The sequence below is a fragment of the Dactylosporangium sp. NPDC051485 genome, from assembly GCF_040682015.1.
Lineage (GTDB): Bacteria > Actinomycetota > Actinomycetes > Mycobacteriales > Micromonosporaceae > Dactylosporangium.
Map to the genome: position 1 here is coordinate 31,381 of NZ_JBFAZW010000082.1, position 18,076 is coordinate 49,456.

The window sequence follows — 18,076 nt, forward strand, 5'->3', positions numbered from 1 at the left end:
CCGGCCGGGCCGTCGCGGTTGGGTCTAGCTTTCGAGGGCCGCCTCGGGAATGCGCGGGGCGGGCTGGCTGCGGTCGTCGGCGTGGTCGAGCACCCGCAGGCAGGACAGCACCACCAGCGGCAGCGCGGTGGCCAGGGCGGCCCCCAGGACGTTGAACGAGACGCCCTCGACGATCCCGGCCAGCAGCGCCGCCACGACGAGGCCCGACAGCGCGCCGCGCACGGGCGGGAACACGCCGAGCAGCCGGCGCAGGCCGCCCCAGTGGCGCAGGAGCACGAAGGTGGCGTACACCAGGGAGCCCAGCACCAGCACCGTGAGCGGGCTCGTCACCGTGGTCACCACGTCGGCCTCGGCGATGCGCCGGGCGATGAACCCGACGGTGCCGTCCTGGGTGAGCGTCAGCGCGCGCCCCACGCTGCTGCGCTCCTCGAGCGGGCGGAAGAGGTCGAGCACCGCGAAGCCGGCGGTGACGAAGAGGGCGGCCGCGCCCGCCCACAACAGCCGGGTCATGCTGAGCCAGCCGCCGACGGCCATCGCCGCGGCGACGCACACCCCGGCGGTGAGGGCGACCGCGCCCAGGGCGTCGGCGCCGAGGTACGGGCTGCCGACGACCACCATGCCGACCGCGCCGATGACGGCCATGACGAACGGGCGCCACCGCCGCTCGTAGCGCTGGGCGAACGCGGCCCCGCCGAGCAGCGCGCCGGTCACGAGCAGGCCGAGGCCGATCACGCCGACGCCGGCGTAGCGGCCACCGATCGCGGCGGAGTACCCGGCCACCCCGTTGAGCTGCAGCCGCGAGCCGGTGAGCACGTCGAAGGCGACGGCGAGGGCGGCCACGGCGGCCACCCCGCCGAGCGGGGCGATCGCGCGGCTGCGCCGGCTGAGGTAGGCGATGGCGAACGTGGCCACGGCCAGCACCCCGAGGGTGACCCCGCCGAAGCCGAGGCCCGGCCGCGACCACCGCCACCAGGGCAGCAGGTCGGCCAGAAGCGCGGCCGGCACGGCGAGCGAGGCGGCGATGAGCAGCACCTCGGCGGCGCGCACGACCGGCCGCGGGACGGGCCGGTGGGTGAGCGGGCCGGCCGGGCGCCGGGCCCGCCGCAGCAGCGGGACGCACGCCAGGAACAGCAGCAGCTCGGCCACGACGAGGGTGGTGAAGAAGTTGGTGCCGACCCGGCGCTGCACGGTCGCCTCCCGGTCGGCGTCGGCCAGCCGGCTGACCGCCGCAGTGACGTCGGACGGGCGGCCGCCGTCGCTCTCGGAGGCGGCCCCGCCGGCGAAGAGCTTGCCGGGCACCGGCCGGTCCAGGGCGGCCAGCGCGGTCGGGGCGAGGTCGACGACCTGCACGTAGCCGGGGCGCGACGTCGACGGGGAGATGAGCCAGCCGCCGCCGAACCCGGGGCCCTGGGCGATGGCCACGTGCAGCCTGCTGGTGGCGTCGAGGTCGGAGAGGCCGGCCAGCATGACGACCGAGCGCTCGGGGCGGGCGGCGAGGATCGAGGCGAGGGCGGCGTCGACCCGGCGGGCGCCGGCGGCCCGCGTGGCGGGGTCGTCCCCGGCGATCTGCCCGAGGTCGATCATGGTGAGCGCGCAGGCGGACAGCAGGCCGCCGTCCAGCGTCTCGGAGTAGCGGTCGATCCTGCCGTACGGGCGGGCCGCGGCCAGGGCGGCCCCGGGCCCGATGGCGGTGGTGCAGCGCACGCCCTCGGCCAGCGCGCCGGGCTGGGCACCCCAGTGCAGGCTGCGGTTGCGGGCCACGATGTCGCCCTGGTCGGGCAGCGAGGCGCCGGACTGGTCGGCGGCGATCGGCACGCTCAGGTCGGGGCAGACCGGGGTGACCGCGCCCGGCGTGTAGACGGCGAAGTTGCCCGAGCCGAGGGTCAGCCAGCCGTCGCCGGCACAGGTGATCCGGCGGGCCGAGCGGACCGACAGCGCCCCGATGGCGCCGTGCTGGGCCATCTGCCACATCGCCGGGGTGTCAGTGGCGTTGACGTCGTCCCAGCGCAGCCCGGCGACGCCGACGATGAGCACGTAGTCGGCGGTGGGGGCGGGCGGGGCGGCGGCCGGCCGCGGGATCAGGGCGACCAGCCCGAGCAGGCCGGCGAGCAGCGCCAGCAGGGCCGGCAGGGACCGATGCAGCCAGTGCCGCATCAGCCCTCCCCGCGGCCGCGCAGCCGCGCGTATACCGCCTCGACCTGATCGATGGTGTCCCGCTCGGTGGGCCAGGTGGCGGCCCGCTCCTGCCCCCGGCGGGCCAGCTTCGCGCGCGCGTCGGGGTCGTCGAGCAGCTCCACGACCGCGGCGTGCACGGCGTCGACGTCATGCGGCTCGACCAGCCGGGCGGCGTCGCCGACGACCTCGGGGACGCCACCCACGGCGGTCGACACCAGCGGTACCCCCGCGGCCAGCGTCTCCTGGATGAACAGCGGCTGGCCCTCCCACACGCTGGTGGCCACGACGAGGTCGGCCGCGCCCAGCAGGTCGGGCACGTCGTCGCGGTGGCCGAGCAGGTGCACCGGGGCGTGCTCGACGGAGATGCGCTGGGCCAGGGACATGTACGACGGCCCGCTGCCGGCGATCGCCACGAACGGCTCGGGGTCCCGGTCCCGCCAGCGGGCGGCCGCGGAGACGAGCGTCTCGAAGCCCTTCTGCGGGTGCAGCCGGCCCACCGCCAGTACCAGCGGCTGCCCCGGCTCGGCGCCCAGCTCCTCGCGCACCGCCTCGCGGTCCTTGCGGATCGGCCGCGGCACCGGCGCCGGCACCTTGGCCAGCTGCGCGTCGCGGGCGCCGAGCTCGCGGGCCCGGGCGACGAGGTCGGTGGACACGGCGAGGGTCACGTCGGCGGCGCGGGCCACCCGCCGCTCCAGCGGGTGGTAGAGCTTGGCCCGCAGCCCCGTGGCCAGCACCAGGTTGTGCCAGGTGACGACGAGCGGGGTGCCCGCCGGGCGGGCCAGCGCGGCAACAAGCCCGGCCCGCAGGCTGTGCGCGTGGATCACGTCGGCGCCGCGCACCGAGCGGCGCAGGGCGCGGACCGCGAGCACGTCGCCGGGCTGCGGGCTTGCCGGGATCTCCACCGGCACGAACCGCGCACCCCGGGCGGCGAAGCCGAACTGCTCGTCGGTGTCGGCGGGCCCGTGCACGCTGACCTGGTGGCCGCGTGCGACCAGGCCTTCGGCGAGCATGCCGACGTGCCGGCCGATGCCGCCCGTGCTCGACGCGAGGACCAACGCGATGCGGGCGCCCACCTAACCGTCCCTTCTCCTGAGCAGTCGCTGCAGGGTTCGACGGTCCGTCACCGCCGCCCCGGCGAGGAACACCACCGCCACCACGACTCCGCACAGCATGCCCTGCACGACGGCCCCGCCCACACCCGGGGTTGTCAGATACCCCCGGACGACCAGGCCGGCGGCCACGGCGGCCGTTGCCGAAAGGCAAGACCCGGCGGTGGTACGCCAGGTGCCGGCCAACGCCTCCGCACCCGCCCGGCGACGGACCGCGACCAGCAGCGCCGCCCCCAGCACCAGCATGCCGACCGAGTTGGCGGCGGCCACCGCGGCCACCCGGTCGGCGACGGGCAGCGTCACCGCGAGCCCCAGCGCCGCCGCCCCGGCGGCCGCCCAGCCCAGCGCCGTGGCGGCCGCGGCCGCGTAGGCGTTGGCCCCGGCGTAGAGCGCCCGGGACAGCAGCGCGAACAGCCCATACCCGAGCAGCCCGGGTGCGAACCAGGCGATCCCAGCGGCCAGCGCCCCGACCGGCGGCGGGTGGGACGCGGCCGCGGCCAGCAGCACCGCGATGGGGCGGGCCAGCACGATGAGCGCGGCCGCCCCGAGCCCGCACAGCAGCACCACGGCCCGCACGGCCGGCGCCAGCGCCGCGGCGAACCCGGCCCGGTTCCTGGCCGCCCCGTGCTCGGCCAGCGCCGGGTACGTCGTGGTGGCCACCGGCACGGCCAGCACCGCCCACGGCAGCAGGAACATGGTCTGGGCCAGGCTGTAGGTGACGATGACCCCGTCGTCGGGGGCATAGCTGACCAGCCGGATGGCCAGCCCGAGCACGAGCTGCTGTGTGCCGACGGTGACGATCCCGGCGATGGCCAGGGGCTTCAGCGTGGCGATCGAGTGCACGTCGAGCCCGGTCCGCGGCCGGATCCGCAGCCCGAGCCGCCCGACCGGCCCGACCAGGCACAGCGACAGCACCGCCACGGCCAGGGTCGTCCCGGCGGACAGTAGCAGCAGCTGCCCGCCGGTCGCGTGGCTCAGCGCGATCCCGCGCCCGGCCACCAGCCCGAACGCGACGTACGTGCCCATGACGGTGAGGCTCGACAGCAGCGGCGCGATGACCGGCCAGGCGAAGCGGCGGTACGTCTGCAGCGCCCCCGTCAGCACGATGCCCACCCCGTACAGGGGCAGCTGCGGCGCGAAGACCCGCAGCATGGCCGCCCCGGCGTCGATCACCTCGGGCGGCTTGCCGCTGGTGAGCAGCTGGACGAGCGGGTGGGCCAGCAGCGCAACCACCAGCGCGACGGGGGCGAGGATGAGCACGACCCAGGTGAGCAGCGCCGACACGGTCCGCCCGACGGTCTCCTTGTCCTTGCCGGCCAGCAGCGGCACCACGAGGCTGGCCAGCGCGCCGCCCGCGACGAGCTCGAAGATGATGTTCGGCACCGTGTTCGCGGCCTGGTACGCGTCACCCAGCTGGGTGGTTCCCACGGTCGAGTTGAACACGAGAATGCGGGCAAAACCGGCAAGCCGGCTCAGCATGGTGAGCCCGGCGACGAGCGCCGCCGCCCCGAACAGACCCTTTCCCGTCACCCGCCCAGTGTCACCCGCGCGGGTACGGCGACGGCTTGCGCGGCTTGCGCTCGTCCGCGCCGCCCTCCGGCTCGGGGCCGGCCTCGGGAGCATCGGGCGGGCGGCGGCCCCACTGGTCGAGGCGGTTCAGCACCGGATTGCCCTCGATGACCTTCGTGAAGCTCACCCGCTCGCTCGCCGCGGTCAGCGCCGCGATCCCGACCAGCGCCACCAGCCGGCCGAACGTGCCGGTGCGGGCCGTATACGCGGTGCCGAGCAGCGCGCCGAGCGCGTTGGCCCCGGCGTCGCCCAGCATGATCTCCTCGCCGAGGTCGGCCGGCAGCAGCGCGCTCGCCGCCCCGAGCGGCCCCGAGGCGCCCAGCGGCGTGCCGGCCGCGAGCCCCGCCTTGAGCGCCCGGCCGGGCCGCAGGTCGAGGAGGTTGAACAGGTTGGCCGCGCCCGCGATGACCCCGGCGCCGAGCAGCACGTCGACCTTGCGGCGGCGGGGCAGCAGCGCGGCGGCCGCGAGCCCGGCGGCGCCGACCCCGGCGATCTTCACCAGGCCGCTGGTCACCCGGCCCTCGCGCAGCGCACCGAGGTGCCCGCGGAAGCCCTTGGCCGCGTGCTCGGGCCGGCCGCCGACCAGGTCGTCGTAGAGCCCGACGGCGCCCGAGCCGAGCCCCGCGATCGCGGTCGCCGCGGCGTGCTCGGGCCGGTGCACGACGGCCCCGGCGGTCGCGCCGAGGGCGAGCGCCGGCCCGCCGGCGAGGGTGACCGTGCGCCCCCGGAAGTTGGTGCGCTCCAGCCGCGGGTCGCCCTGCAGCGCCCGCAGCGCCGCCCGGGCGACCGCGCCCCCAACCGGACCGGCCAGGGCGCCGGAGACGAACCGCAGCACGCGACTACGAGCCATTGGTCACGCTCGCCGTCTTCGGCAGCAGGCCGCTCGCCCCGGCGCCGAGGCCGTAGTGGCCGGTCTTGCCCCCGAGCCGCTCGACGAGGGCCATGACCGCGGCGACCTGCCCGTAGGCGGTGACCGCGTTGTCGACGGTGGAGATGGACTTGGCGACGGAGGCGTCGCCGCGCACCGAGGAGACCAGCCCGGTGGCCGACAGCCCGGCCACGACGACCCGCCCGGCCAGGTCGAACCGGCTGGTCAGGGTCAGCACGGCGGCATTGCGGTCCTTGGCGTCCTTGCCGCTGGCCGGCGCGCCGGCCACGATGATGACCGCCTCGGCGGGCGTCTTGAAGTCGCCGTCGAGCCCGATGAACCCGTTGGACTGGTAGGTGCTCAGCACCGTGCGGGTGCCCTCGACCTGCGGCGTGCCGGCCTTGCCGACCAGCACGGCGGCGAGCAGCGCGGCCGAGGTGTCGACCCCGTTGGCCTGGTTGGGCAGGGCGCCGGAGATGCTCGGCGGGGCCGAGGACTCGGCCGAGTCGAGCAGCACCGCGCTGCTGCTCGGGGCGGTGAACTTCTCCTTGACGGTGAGGGTGCCCACGACCTTCGCGCCGGCGGTGCCGAGCAGGCCGGCGATCCCCTCGGTGGCGGTGTTCACGTCGCCGCTGTCGCTACCGTCGACCTTGATGAGCAGCACGCTCTTGTTCTGCAGCTTGTTGGTCAGCAGCATCGGCGCCACCTCGGTGGCGAAGTCGGCGTTCTTCTTCAACTCGGCCCGGGACTGCTCGAGGGAGTCGCGCAGCTGCGCGTTCTCGTCGGTGATCTTGTTCACCTGGTCGTTGAGGTTCTCGGCGAGCGGCCCGTTCGCCGCCGCGGTCCCCACGACGAGGCCGATGGCGAGCGCCAGGAACACGGCAGCCAGCGACACCACGTGGTACCGGAAGTTGATCACAAGCAAGCGGCCCGTCTAGGAGAACAGCGTGAAGATCAGGTTGTCCCACCACTCGGCGATGACGCTGAGGTAGGCCCGGCCGATCGTGGTGACCGCGAGCGCGGCGGCCATCGCGGCGATCGCCGAGGCGAGCAGCAGGATCAGCGACGACCCGGACAGGCTCTGCCGGTACAGCCTACTGACGCCCTTGGCATCGACGAGCTTGCCGCCGAGCTTGAGCCGGGTCAGGAACGTCGAGGCCATGCCGCCGCGACCCTTGTCGAGAAACTCGATGAGCGTGTTGTGGGTGCCGACCGCCACCAGGAGCGACGCGCCTTTCTCGTCGGCCAGCAGCATCGCGATGTCCTCGCTGGTCGCCGCGGCCGGGAAGGTGATCGCCTCGACGCCGAGCCGCTGCACGCGGGCCAGCCCCGGCGCCCGCCCGTCGGGGTAGGCGTGCACGACGACCTCGGCACCGCAGCGCAGCACGTCGTCGCTGACCGAGTCCATGTCGCCGATGATCATGTCCGGCGTGTACCCGGCCTCGACCAGCGCGTCCGCGCCGCCGTCGACGCCGATCAGCACCGGTTTGTATTCCCGGATGTAAGGCCGCAGCACGTCGATGTCGGCCTTGTAGTCGTACCCGCGCACGACGATCAGGCAGTGACGCCGCGCGATCTGGGTCTGCACCTCCGGCACGCCGACGCCGTCGAGCAGCAGCGCCCGCTCCTGCTTGAGGTACTCCATCGTGTTCGCCGCGAACGCCTCGAGCTGCACGGACAGCCCCTCGCGGGCGTCGGCCATCGCCTCGGCCACGGACTCGGCGTCCTGGCGCACGCCCTTGGCGACCGCGTCCTCGCCGACATACACGGTGTCGCCGTCGATGCGCACCGCGTCACCCTCGCGGAGCCGGTCGAAGAGATCCTCGCCCAGGCCGTCGACGAGCGGGATCCCGGCCTTGATCAACCCCTCGGGCCCGAGGTTCGGATACCGCCCCGACACCGACGGCTTCGCGTTGAGCACCGCCGCCACTCCGGAGGCGGCCAGCGAGTCGGCCGCCACCCGGTCGAGATCCACGTGGTCGATGACCGCGATGTCCCCCGGCCGCAGCCGCCCCACCAGGCGCTTCGTCCGCCGATCGAGCCGCACGACGCCAGCGATGACACCCGGCTCGGCGGGCCGGGTGCGGCGCAAGGTTGGAAGTCGCATCACAACCATCCTGGCATGGACGGACGCCGAAAGCCGTGCACGACATGTCCACGACCAGGTGGTACGCCCCATTTCACGTTTCGGCGTGACGCCGGTCACCCTGCCGAACGTCCGCGCGGTGTCACGCAGTTGACACCTACGAGGCGTATTTACGACCCGCCCGGCTGCCTCAAGTCAGCACAGGGGTCCATCGTGAGGAGTCGCCAGATGGAAACATTATCGTCGATCCGCCTGACCCGCGTGCCCAACCTCGCCGGTAAGACCCCGGCCGAGGCGACGGCCGCGCTACGAGCCGCCGGCCTCGAACTCGGGGTGATCCGCGAGATTGGCCCGGCCGGCACCATGATCGTGCTCGAGCAGTCCACCCTCGCCCTGACCGTCGCCCCCGTCGGCACGAGGGTCAACCTCCTGGTCGGCCGCCGCTGAGCAGCGCCGGAAGACCTCGGCGAACAGCAGCAGCCCCGCCGCCCCGGCATAGGCGAACAGCAGCGCCTTCCACGGCTTGCCCTCGAAGAAGATCCCGCAGCAGTACCCGATGAGCCCGGCCATCGAGGCCCAGAGGCTCACCCCGAGCGCCGTCCACGCCCGAAAGCGCCCCGCCGGGTACCCGACCACCCCGGCGGCGAGCGCCGAGGCCGAGCGCCCACCGGGCAGGTACCGGGCGAAGACCAGCACCTGCCCGCCCCGGCTGCGCAACGTCCTGCGCCCCCAGTGGTACGCGGCCAGCCCCCGGGTCTTGCCCTGCAGCCGCCGCAGCACCCCGGGCCCGGCGCGAACCCCGATCCGGTAGGACAGCAGGTCCCCGGCGAACGCCCCCGAGGCGGCCGCGGCGATCACCAGCACGATGTGCGGCTCCCCCGAACTCCCGGAGAGCACCGAGACGGCGATGAGCGTGGATTCACTGGGCGAAAGCGGAACGATGGCGTCAAGCCCGGCAACGACGAACACCACCAACAACACCCACGGTGACCCCGCGACCGCATCCACCACACGCAAACCGTAGAGCGGCACCTCAAACGGTCCATGAACGACAGCCAATCCGTCAGGGGCCGGCGGCGCGCCCGCACCTGTCCCCGGCCCCCGCAGGCCCGTCTTCTCCCGATCCGCCCACGGACAGCGCCCCCTGGGGCTCGCTCAGGCCCGCGGTCTGCTTCCAGTCCGCCCACGAACAGCGCCCTGGGGGGCTCGCTCAGGCCGGCGGTCTGCTCCCGATCCGCCCACGGACAGCGCCCCCTGGGGGCCCGGCCGCCCCACGACTCGCCGGCCTCGACCCGTCAGCGCTCAGGCCCGCGCCTTCTCCCGATCCGCCACCGACAGCAGCTCCTCCGCGTGGGCAATGCCCAGGTCCGAGTCCGGCAGGCCCGCCAGCATCCGCGCCAGCTCCCGCGCCCGCTCGGTGTGCTCCACCACCCGGACCCCGGACGTGGTCACCGCCCCGCCGGTGTCCTTCGCCACGACCAGGTGACGATCGGCGAACGCCGCCACCTGCGGCAGGTGCGTCACCACCAGCACCTGGTGCTCCCGCGCCAGCCGGGCCAGCCGCTTGCCGATCTCGACCGCCGCCGTCCCGCCGACCCCGGAGTCGACCTCGTCGAAGACGAGCGTCGGAGGGCCGCCGGCCCCCGCGAACACGACCTCGATGGCCAGCATGACCCGCGACAGCTCGCCCCCGGACGCGCCCTTCTGCAGCGGCTGCGCCGGCGCACCCGGGTGCGGCAGGAGCCTCAGCTCGATGTCGTCGCCGCCGTCCGGCCCGACGCCGCTGTCCACCCCGGACGCGGTCGGGATCGTCGGCCCGCTGCCGGCCGGCTTCGGCCCCACGACCACCTCGATCCGCGCGTGCGGCATCGCCAGGCCGGCCAGCTCGACGGTGACGTCGGCGGCGAACCGTCCCGCCGCCTCCTGCCGGGCCGCGGACAGCACCGCCGCCAGCTCGGCCACCTCGCCGTGCAGCCGCTGCCGCTCCCGGTCGAGCTCCTCGAGCAGCTCATCGGAGGTGTCCAGCTCGGAAAGGCGGGTGCGGGCATGGTCGGCCCAGGCCACCACCCCGTCGACGTCCTCGGCATACTTGCGGGTGAGCGCCCGCAGCGCCGCCCGCCGCTCGTAGACCTCCTGCAGCCGGCTCGGGTCGGCGTCCAGCGACGCCAGATAGGTGCCCAGCTCGGTCGACACGTCGCCGGCCAGCGTCGCCACCTCCTCGAGGCGGGCGGCCAGCTCGCCCAGCACCCGGTCGACGCCGGACTGCGCCTCCAGGGTCCGCCGGGCGGTCGCGATGAGGCTCAGCACGTCGGCCACGTCGTCGCCCTCGCCGGTGCCCGACAGCGCCACGTGGGCCAGCTGGGCGGCCGTGCGCAGGCCCTCGACGTGCTCCAGCCGCTGGGCCTCCTCGCGCAGCAGCTCGTCCTCGCCCGGCTGCGGGTCGACCCGGCTGATCTCGTCCAGGCCCAGGCGCAGCAGGTCGGCCTCCTGGGTGCGCTGCCGCGCGTTGGCCCGCCGGTCGGCCAGGTCGTCCTCGACGGCCCGCCACCGGCCGTAGAGCTCGGCGAACTGCCCGAGCAGCTTCTCGTGCTCCGGCCCTGCATAGCGGTCCAGCGCCCCCCGCTGCTCGGCGGGGCGCAGCAGCCGCAGCTGGTCGGACTGCCCGTGCAGGGCGAACACCCGCTCACCGACCTCGGTCAGCAGCGACACCGGCACGGTGCGCCCGCCGGCATAGGCCCGGGACCGGCCCTCGGCGGTCAGCGTGCGGCTCATGAGCAGCGTGCCGTCGTCGTCGACCTCCGCGCCGGCGTCGGCGATGCGGCTCTGCACCGCGGCCCGCACGTGCCGGGGCAGGGTCAGCCGCCCGTCGACGGTGGCGCGGCCCGGGTCGGCGCGCACCCTCCCCGCGTCGGCACGGCCACCGAAGAGCAGGTTGAGGCTCGTCACGACCATGGTCTTGCCCGCGCCGGTCTCGCCCGTGATGACCGTGAGGCCCGGGCCGAGGGGCAGGGTGGCGTCTTCGATCACGCCCAGTCCGGTAATGCGGAGTTCCTCCAGCACGTGAGGAACACTAGCCGCGGGGTATGACAGTTCTCCACTCGGCCGTAGTAAATGTCGCGCTTACGGCGCTGTCAGGCGTGCCGCTTCTGGTGGCGCCATCCCTCCACGGGGAGGCCGAACTTGGCCACGAGACGGTCGGTGAAGGAGCGCTCACGCAGGCGGACCACGCGGACCGGCAGGGCTCCCCGCCGTACCGTCACCGTGGAGCCCGGCGCGAGGTCCATCACCCGCCGGCCGTCGCAGGACAGCAGCGCGAAGCTGGTGAAGGGCTCCACGTTGATCGTGATCGTCGAGTCCGGCGAGATCACCAGGGGCCGGCTGAACAGCGCGTGGGCCGAGATCGGCACCAGCAGCAGGGCCTCCAGCTCCGGCCACACGATCGGCCCGCCGGCCGAGAAGGCGTAGGCCGTCGAGCCCGTCGGGGTGGCGCAGACCACGCCGTCGCAGCCGTACCGCGACAACGGCCGCCCGTCGACCTCGACGAGCAGCTCCAGCATCTTCTCCCGGGCGCCTTTCTCCACGGTGACCTCGTTGAGCGCCCACGAGTTGCCGACCGGCCGCCCCGCGTGCTCGGCGGTGACGTCGATGGTGAGCCGCTCGTCGACCGTGTACGTGCCCTCGACGACCTCCCGGACCGCCTTGTCGACGTCGCCGATCTCGGCCTCGGCCAGGAACCCGACCTTGCCCAGGTTGATCCCCAGCAACGGCGCCTTCGCCGGCCGGGCCAGCTCGGCCGCGCGCAGCAGCGTGCCGTCGCCGCCGAGGGCGAAGACGATCTCGACCCCCTGCGCGGCCTCCTCACCGGAGACCGGCACGGCCCGCGGGATGGCCAGCTCGGCCGCCTCCTCGGCGAGCACCCGCACCGTGAAGCCGTTGTCGAGCAGGTCCGCCGCGACGGTCCGGGCGTGGTCGTTGTTGCTGGCCTTGCCGGTGTGCGTCACCAGCAGCGCCTCGCGAGCGTTCATCCGGCTTCCCCCTCCGCGACGACCTCGTGCACCGCGGCCGGGTCGACGGGCGGTGCGCCGCGTCGCAGCCACAGGAAGAACTCCACATTGCCCTGCGGCCCCGGCAGGGGGCTGCGCGCCACGCCGGCCACCCCGAGCCCCAGCCCGGCGGCCGCGGCGGCCACGTCGAGCACCGCCGCGGCACGCAGCTGCGGCTCGCGCACCACCCCGCGGTCGCCCAGCGCCTCCCGCCCCACCTCGAACTGCGGCTTCACCATCGGCACGAGGTCCCCGTCCGGGTCCGTGCAGGCCGCCAGCGCCGGCAACACCAGGCGCAGCGAGATGAAGGACAGGTCCGCCACGGTGAGCTCGCACGAGCCGCCGATCTGCTCGGGCGTCAGGGCGCGCACGTTGGTCCGCTCGATCACCTGCACCCGCGGATCCGTCCGCAAGGACCAGGCGATCTGGCCGTACCCCACGTCGACCGCCGCCACCGAGGCCGCCCCGCGGCGCAGCAGCACGTCGGTGAACCCACCGGTCGAGGCGCCCGCGTCGAGGCAGCGACGCCCTTGCACGCGCAGCGCGGCGAACGCGTCCAGCGCGCCGGCGAGCTTGTGCCCGCCCCGCGACACGTACTCGTCGTCCGCCGACTCCAGCACCCTGACCGGGTCCGCCGGGTCCACCTGGGCCGCCGCCTTGCCCGCGGCCGTGCCCCGCACCTCCACGCGCCCGGCGGCGATCAGCTCGGCCGCCTGCTCCCGGGAGCGGGCCAGCCCACGGCGCACCAGCTCGGCGTCGAGTCGGTTCCGGCGCGCCATCTGCCAGCAGCTCCCTGAAAGCTCAGCGTTCCTCGATCGTGCCCAGCGTCTCCTGCAGCGTGCGGTGGGCGTCGGCGTACACCGACACCTGCTGCCGCAGCGGAAGCGACGCTACCTCGCCCAGCGCCGCAACCGCCGCATCGACCCGGCCGAGCACGCCCGCGCCGGGCGGCCCGGGCATCGGCGCCGGGCCGGGCACCGGACCCGGACCGGGGCCGCCACCAGGCACCGGGGCCGTCACGACGCGGTCTTGCGGGGCGCGCGAGTGTTCTTCTTCACTGGCAGCTTGTCCGAGGCCGGCCCGGTGTCCACCGCCGCCTGGTGCACCGTCTCGATCGCCTTCTTCGCCGCGGCCTTGCGCGCCGGGGCCGCCTTCTTCGCCGGCGGGGCCGTCACGGGCTCGGGGGCGGGCGCGGCCGGGGCCGCCTTCTTGGCCACCGTCTTCTTCGCCACGGTCTTCTTCGCCACGACCGCCTTCACCGCGGGCGGCTCCTCGGCGATCGCCTCGGCCCCGACCGGCGGCGCGTGCTCGTGCGCCGGCGCCACCGCGTTCACGGTCGCCTCCTTGAGCTGTGCCTCGAGCTCGTGCACGCGGGAGGTCAGCGAGGCCACCTCCTCCGCGGTGGCCAGGCCGACGGCGCCGAGCGCTCGGTCCAGCTCGTAGCGCACCAGCTTCGTCAGCGCCTCACGGTTGGCCGTCCCGGCCTTGAGCAGGTCCTCGGCCATCGCCTGCAGCTGCTCCGCGGTGGCGCCGCTCTTGCCGACCAGGCGCCGGACCGTCTTGGTCGCCTTCTTGGTGGTGGCCTCGGTCATGCCGTAGGCGAGCTCCAGATACGCCCGCCATGCTTCCTGCGCCATATTGCGTCTCTCCTCCACGTGGTGTACGCCATCACGCTACCGGGCGAGCCTGGGCGCCGTACGGTACCGTCACATTCCACGCAATCGCACGGAGACGGGGATTCACGCAATGGCAACGGTTGAGGACTGTCGCGCCGCGCTGCAGAAGATGGCGGAGCGCCTGGCGGCCAACGCCGCCGAGGCCCGGGAGAAGCTCGACTTCGAGCGGTCCCTTGCCTTCCGCATCACCGACCTCGACGTCGCCTTCCACGGCCAGCTCAAGGACGGGCAGATCACCGGCCTCACCGACGGCGACGACCCGCGCGCCAAGATCAAGCTCACGACGTCCAGCGACGACCTCGTCGAACTGGTCAACGGCCGACTCAACGTGATGTCGGCCTGGACCAGCGGCCGCATCAAGATCGACGCCGGCATGCTCGACCTGCTGAAGCTGCGCAAGCTGCTCTGAGCCGCGCAGCTGGTCTGAGCAGGTCCGAGTTACGTGAGCTTGAGCCACTTCAGCGCCGCCTGAGCGGCCTCGTCTGCCGCCGTCACCGGGCGCACCTCCCCGGCCGCCCACGCCACCCGGCACAGCGCCATGAGGGCGTCCACCCGGCGTCCGTCCCCGGCGAGCTCCCAACGCCCGTCGCGGTCCGTGACCTGCCACTGCGATTCCTGCGGTACCGCATGAGCCTCGAACAGCCCCGAGAGGTCCTCGGCGACGAACGTGGGCCGCCGCTCCACCGGCGCCGCCAGCAGCTCGGCCGCGTCGGACACGCCGGTCAGCACCAGCAGGCTGTCCATGCCGGCCCGGTACGCGCCCTCGATGTCGGTGTCGAGCCGGTCGCCGACCACGAGCGGCCGCTGGGCGCCCCGCTCGCGGGCCGCCTCCAGGAACAGCCCCGGGTCCGGCTTGCCGACGATCGCGTCCGGCTGCCGCCCCAGCGCCGTGGCCATCGCCACGACCAGGGAACCGTTGCCCGGCAGCGGCCCCCGCGGCGACGGCAGCGTCTTGTCGGCGTTGGTCGCGATCCAGTCCGCGCCGCCGCGGATGGCCACGGCGGCGTCGCCCAGGTCCCGCATGCGCACGTCCGGGCCGTACCCCTGGACGACGACCCGCGCCTGCTCGGCCTCGGTCACCGGGGTGAGCCCGACGGAGACGACCTCGTCGCGCAGCGCCGGCGCCCCGAGCACGAGCACCGGCGCCCCGGCCGGGTACCGCTCCGCCAGCAGCAGCGCGGTCGCGTGGGCCGACGTGACGACCTCACCCGCCTCGGCCGGGATGCCGATCCGGGTGAGCAGCGCCGCCACGTCCCCGGGCAGCCGGGATGCGTTGTTGGTCGCGTACGCGCTGGGGATGCCCCGCTCCCGCAGCCGGGCGCAGGCCTCCGCCGCGCCCGGGATGACCTGGTCGACGAGGTACAGCACCCCGTCAAGATCGAAGATCACCAGGTCGTAGTGCCCGACCAGGTCGTCCCCTGCCGCGGTCACGCCTTCCCCTTCTCGCTTCCGCCCTTGGCGTCGTCCTTGTCGTCCTTGTCGGCTTTCGCGGCGTTGGACTTGGGTTCCGCGTCGGACCGGGCGTCGGCGTCGTTCTCAGCCTCAGCGTCGTTCTCGGCTTCAGCGTCGTTCTCGACGAAATCCCCGTCGCGCTCGTCGTCGCCGGCGGCCAGGTCCGGGTCGCGCGGCTCGTCGTTCTCGCCGTCCGCGTCCTCGTCGCCGTCGCGCTCGTCGTCTACGTCGTCGTAGTCCTCATCGTCCTCGTCGTCGTAGTCGTCGTCTTCATCGTCGTCATAGTCATCGTCGTCGTCTTCGTCGAGGTCGTCGTCATCTTCGTCGTCGTCGAGGTCGTCTTCGTCTTCGTCGTCGAGGTCGTCGTCTTCCTCGTCGTCGTAGTCGTCGTCCTCGTCGTCCTCGTCGCCTTCGTCGTCGTCCTCGTCGTAGTCGCCGCTCGCCTGCTCCCGGCCGGCGTCCTCGCCCTCGGCGTCCTCGCCGTCCGTGTCGCCGTCCAGGGTGATCCCGTCGAGCTCCAGCAGCCGCTCGGCCGCGTCGGTGCGCAGGTCCTCGTCGAGGTCCGCGGCCCGGGCGAACCACTCCCGCGCCTCTTCCCGGCGCCCGGCCCGCAGCAGCGCATCGGCGTACGCGTACCGCAGCCGCGCCGCCCACGGCGCCTCCGGCGCCGAGGTGAGCTCGCGCACCTGCAGCATCGCCACCGCCGCGTCGTGCTGACCGAGGTCCCCGCGGGCCCCGGCGGCCACGATGAGCAGCTCCACGATCTCCTCGGCCGACAGCGCCTCCCGGTCCGCGGTGCGGAACAGGTCGATCGCCTTCTCCGGCCGCCCGAGCGCCCGCTCACAGTCCGCGATCACCGCGATGTGGGTCTGCCGACCGGTCATCCGGTGGTACGTCCGCAGCTCGCCCAGCGCCGTCTGCCACTCCCCGGCGTGGTACGCCGCGAGCCCCGCCGCCTCCCGCACGACCGCGATCCGCGACGCCTTCCGCCGCGCCACCAGGGCGTGCGCCAGCGCCAGCTCGGGGTCCTCGTCGATCAGCTGCCCGGTCGCCACCAGCCGCCGCGCCACCTCTTCGGCCACGGGCCGGGCGAGCGAGCTCAGCTCGGCCCGCACCTCCCGATCGAGCTCCGAGGCCACGATGTCGTCGGCGAGCACCGGATCGGCGACCCGGCTGACGCTCTCCTCGCCCTCCTGCTCGGTGCTGACGAACCCGGGGTCGCTGGTACGCGGCCGGTACCCGCCGGAGTCGCTGCGCCGCAGCCCCTCGGACCGCTGGACGCCGGCACCACGCTCACCGGTCTCCCGGTCCCGGAACCCGCCGGTGCGGCCGTCCCGATCGCGGAAGCCACCACCGGCGGGACGCTCGCCACGGTCACGGTCACGGAACCCACCGGACGGCCGGTCCCCGCGGTCACGGAAGCCACCGCCGGTGGGGCGCTCGCCACGGTCACGGTCACGGAACCCGCCGGACGGCCGGTCCCCGCGATCGCGGAAGCCACCACCGGCGGGACGCTCGCCACGGTCACGGTCACGGAACCCACCGGACGGCCGGTCCCCGCGATCGCGGAAGCCACCGCCGGTCGGACGGTCGCCGCGGTCGCGGTCGCGGAAGCCGCCCGAGGGACGCTCACCACGGTCACGGTCGCCGAAGCCACCCGAGGGACGGTCGCCGCGGTCACGGTCACGGAACCCACCAGAGGGCCGGTCCCCGCGATCGCGGAAGCCACCCGAGGGACGGTCGCCACGGTCACGGTCGCCGAAGCCGCCCGAGGGACGGTCGCCGCGGTCACGGTCGCGGAACCCGCCGGACGGCCGGTCCCCACGGTCACGGAAGCCACCGCCGGTCGGCCGGTCGCCGCGGTCACGGTCACGGAAGCCACCGCCGGTCGGCCGGTCGCCGCGGTCACGGTCACGGAACCCGCCCGAGGGACGGTCGCCGCGGTCACGGTCGCGGAACCCGCCGGACGGCCGGTCCCCACGGTCACGGAAGCCGCCGCCGGTCGGACGGTCGCCACGGTCACGGTCGCCGAAGCCACCCGAGGGACGGTCGCCGCGGTCACGGTCACGGAACCCACCGGACGGCCGGTCCCCACGGTCACGGAAGCCACCGCCGGTCGGCCGGTCGCCACGGTCACGGTCGCGGAACCCGCCCGAGGGACGGTCGCCGCGGTCACGGTCGCGGAACCCGCCCGAGGGACGGTCGCCGCGGTCACGGAAGCCACCGCCGGTCGGCCGGTCGCCACGGTCACGGTCGCCGAAGCCACCCGAGGGCCGGTCGCCGCGGTCACGGTCACGGAACCCACCGGACGGCCGGTCCCCACGGTCACGGAAGCCACCGCCGGTCGGCCGGTCGCCACGGTCGCGGAAGCCACCCGACGGACGGTCGTCACGGCCGCCCTCACGGAAGCCACCCGGCCGGTCCCCCTCGCGGAAGGTACGCCGCGGCCGGTCCTCGCCATCACGAGAGCCGCCACGGGGCCGGTCGCCACCATCGCGGAACCCACCGCGCGGCCGGTCATCCCGGCCACCGTCACGGAAACCACCCGGCCGGTCACTCCGGCCACCTTCGCGGAAGCCACCCTGCCGGCCATCGCGGTCACCCTCGCGGAAGCCACCTGGGCGCTCGCCCCGGCCACCATCGCGGAACCCGCCACGCGGACGGTCGCCGCCGCCGCCGCCGCCGCCGCTGCCGCTGCCGTCCCGGAACCCCGAGCGGGGCCGGTCGTCGCGCGAACGGTCGCCGCGCGGCCCGTCGCCCCGGCCGCCGTCGCGGAAACCACCCGACCGGTCACCCCGGCCGTCGCGGAAACCACCCGGACGTTCATCCCGCCCACGAGCCGGCCTGTCGTCGTCTCGGCGCGGCCGCCTCGGGCCGTCCTGGCCGTTGCCGTTTTCTGGCGTAGCGTTCACGGCTTCATCCTTCCCAACCGGGGTGCGTCACATGCGCTCGACCCGGTAAAACGAGTCGAGGGCCGCCCAACGGGGCGACCCTCGATCGAAAGTTTGTCCGGCGGCGTCCTACTCTCCCACACTCTCTCGGGTGCAGTACCATCGGCGCTGGAGGGCTTAGCTTCCGGGTTCGGAATGGGACCGGGC

The 18,076-nt window shown here is 74.6% G+C and carries 14 protein-coding genes, 1 rRNA gene and 2 pseudogenes; 2 read left to right on the forward strand and 15 right to left on the reverse strand.

The window, feature by feature from the left end:
* Positions 1-24: 24 nt before the first annotated feature.
* From AB0M46_RS36125 to steA, 6 genes and pseudogenes are all read right to left on the reverse strand, one after another.
* Positions 25-2,154, reverse strand: coding sequence for a hypothetical protein (locus AB0M46_RS36125; protein ID WP_363343645.1), 2,130 nt, complete (start codon positions 2,152-2,154; stop codon positions 25-27).
* The gene (locus AB0M46_RS36130) at positions 2,154-3,248 is read right to left on the reverse strand and encodes a glycosyltransferase family 4 protein (protein WP_363343647.1); all 1,095 of its coding nucleotides are present in this window, start codon (positions 3,246-3,248) and stop codon (positions 2,154-2,156) included. The genes AB0M46_RS36125 and AB0M46_RS36130 overlap by 1 nt, the downstream gene beginning before the upstream one ends.
* Positions 3,249-4,814 (reverse strand): lipid II flippase MurJ, encoded by a 1,566-nt coding sequence (locus tag AB0M46_RS36135; RefSeq protein WP_363343649.1) that lies wholly within the window; start codon positions 4,812-4,814, stop codon positions 3,249-3,251.
* Between the two features lie 100 nt (positions 4,815-4,914).
* Positions 4,915-5,703 (reverse strand): annotated as a pseudogene (locus AB0M46_RS36140) (hypothetical protein); the annotation flags it as partial.
* Positions 5,693-6,640 (reverse strand): copper transporter, encoded by a 948-nt coding sequence (locus AB0M46_RS36145; protein ID WP_363343673.1) that lies wholly within the window; start codon positions 6,638-6,640, stop codon positions 5,693-5,695. The pseudogene AB0M46_RS36140 and the gene AB0M46_RS36145, both read right to left, overlap by 11 nt.
* Positions 6,641-6,655: 15 nt before the next feature.
* A complete protein-coding gene (steA, locus tag AB0M46_RS36150) occupies positions 6,656-7,828 on the reverse strand; it encodes a putative cytokinetic ring protein SteA (RefSeq protein WP_363343651.1) in 1,173 nt (390 codons plus the stop codon).
* A 207-nt stretch (positions 7,829-8,035) separates the two neighbouring features.
* On the opposite strand from steA, the gene AB0M46_RS36155 reads away from it, so the two are divergent.
* Entirely contained in the window at positions 8,036-8,254 is a 219-nt protein-coding gene (locus AB0M46_RS36155) for a PASTA domain-containing protein (RefSeq protein WP_363343653.1), read from the forward strand.
* A gap of 114 nt (positions 8,255-8,368) precedes the next feature.
* On the opposite strand, the pseudogene AB0M46_RS36160 reads toward AB0M46_RS36155, so the two are convergent.
* The 6 genes and pseudogenes from AB0M46_RS36160 to AB0M46_RS36185 all read right to left on the reverse strand — a co-directional run.
* A pseudogene (locus AB0M46_RS36160) lies at positions 8,369-8,839 on the reverse strand (VTT domain-containing protein); the annotation flags it as partial.
* A gap of 270 nt (positions 8,840-9,109) precedes the next feature.
* Positions 9,110-10,867: a DNA repair protein RecN gene (gene recN, locus AB0M46_RS36165; RefSeq protein WP_363343655.1), complete on the reverse strand. Its 1,758-nt coding sequence runs from the start codon at positions 10,865-10,867 to the stop codon at positions 9,110-9,112.
* Between the two features lie 71 nt (positions 10,868-10,938).
* Complete coding sequence (locus AB0M46_RS36170) at positions 10,939-11,832, reverse strand: NAD kinase (protein ID WP_363343657.1); 894 nt, start codon at positions 11,830-11,832, stop codon at positions 10,939-10,941.
* Positions 11,829-12,629 (reverse strand): TlyA family RNA methyltransferase, encoded by an 801-nt coding sequence (locus AB0M46_RS36175; RefSeq protein WP_363343659.1) that lies wholly within the window; start codon positions 12,627-12,629, stop codon positions 11,829-11,831. The genes AB0M46_RS36170 and AB0M46_RS36175 overlap by 4 nt, the downstream gene beginning before the upstream one ends.
* Before the next feature lie 22 nt (positions 12,630-12,651).
* Complete coding sequence (locus AB0M46_RS36180; RefSeq protein ID WP_363343663.1) at positions 12,652-12,870, reverse strand: hypothetical protein; 219 nt, start codon at positions 12,868-12,870, stop codon at positions 12,652-12,654.
* Positions 12,867-13,487, reverse strand: coding sequence for a hypothetical protein (locus AB0M46_RS36185; protein ID WP_363343665.1), 621 nt, complete (start codon positions 13,485-13,487; stop codon positions 12,867-12,869). The genes AB0M46_RS36180 and AB0M46_RS36185 overlap by 4 nt, the downstream gene beginning before the upstream one ends.
* Positions 13,488-13,596: 109 nt before the next feature.
* On the opposite strand from AB0M46_RS36185, the gene AB0M46_RS36190 reads away from it, so the two are divergent.
* Positions 13,597-13,935: an SCP2 sterol-binding domain-containing protein gene (locus AB0M46_RS36190; RefSeq protein WP_363343667.1), complete on the forward strand. Its 339-nt coding sequence runs from the start codon at positions 13,597-13,599 to the stop codon at positions 13,933-13,935.
* Between the two features lie 29 nt (positions 13,936-13,964).
* Here AB0M46_RS36190 and AB0M46_RS36195 read toward each other — a convergent pair whose 3' ends face one another.
* The 3 genes from AB0M46_RS36195 to rrf all read right to left on the reverse strand — a co-directional run.
* Entirely contained in the window at positions 13,965-14,957 is a 993-nt protein-coding gene (locus AB0M46_RS36195; RefSeq protein ID WP_363343669.1) for an HAD-IIA family hydrolase, read from the reverse strand.
* Complete coding sequence (locus AB0M46_RS36200; RefSeq protein WP_363343675.1) at positions 14,954-16,093, reverse strand: hypothetical protein; 1,140 nt, start codon at positions 16,091-16,093, stop codon at positions 14,954-14,956. The genes AB0M46_RS36195 and AB0M46_RS36200 overlap by 4 nt, the downstream gene beginning before the upstream one ends.
* Before the next feature lie 1,892 nt (positions 16,094-17,985).
* A 5S ribosomal RNA gene (gene rrf / locus AB0M46_RS36205) occupies positions 17,986-18,076 on the reverse strand; the annotation flags it as partial.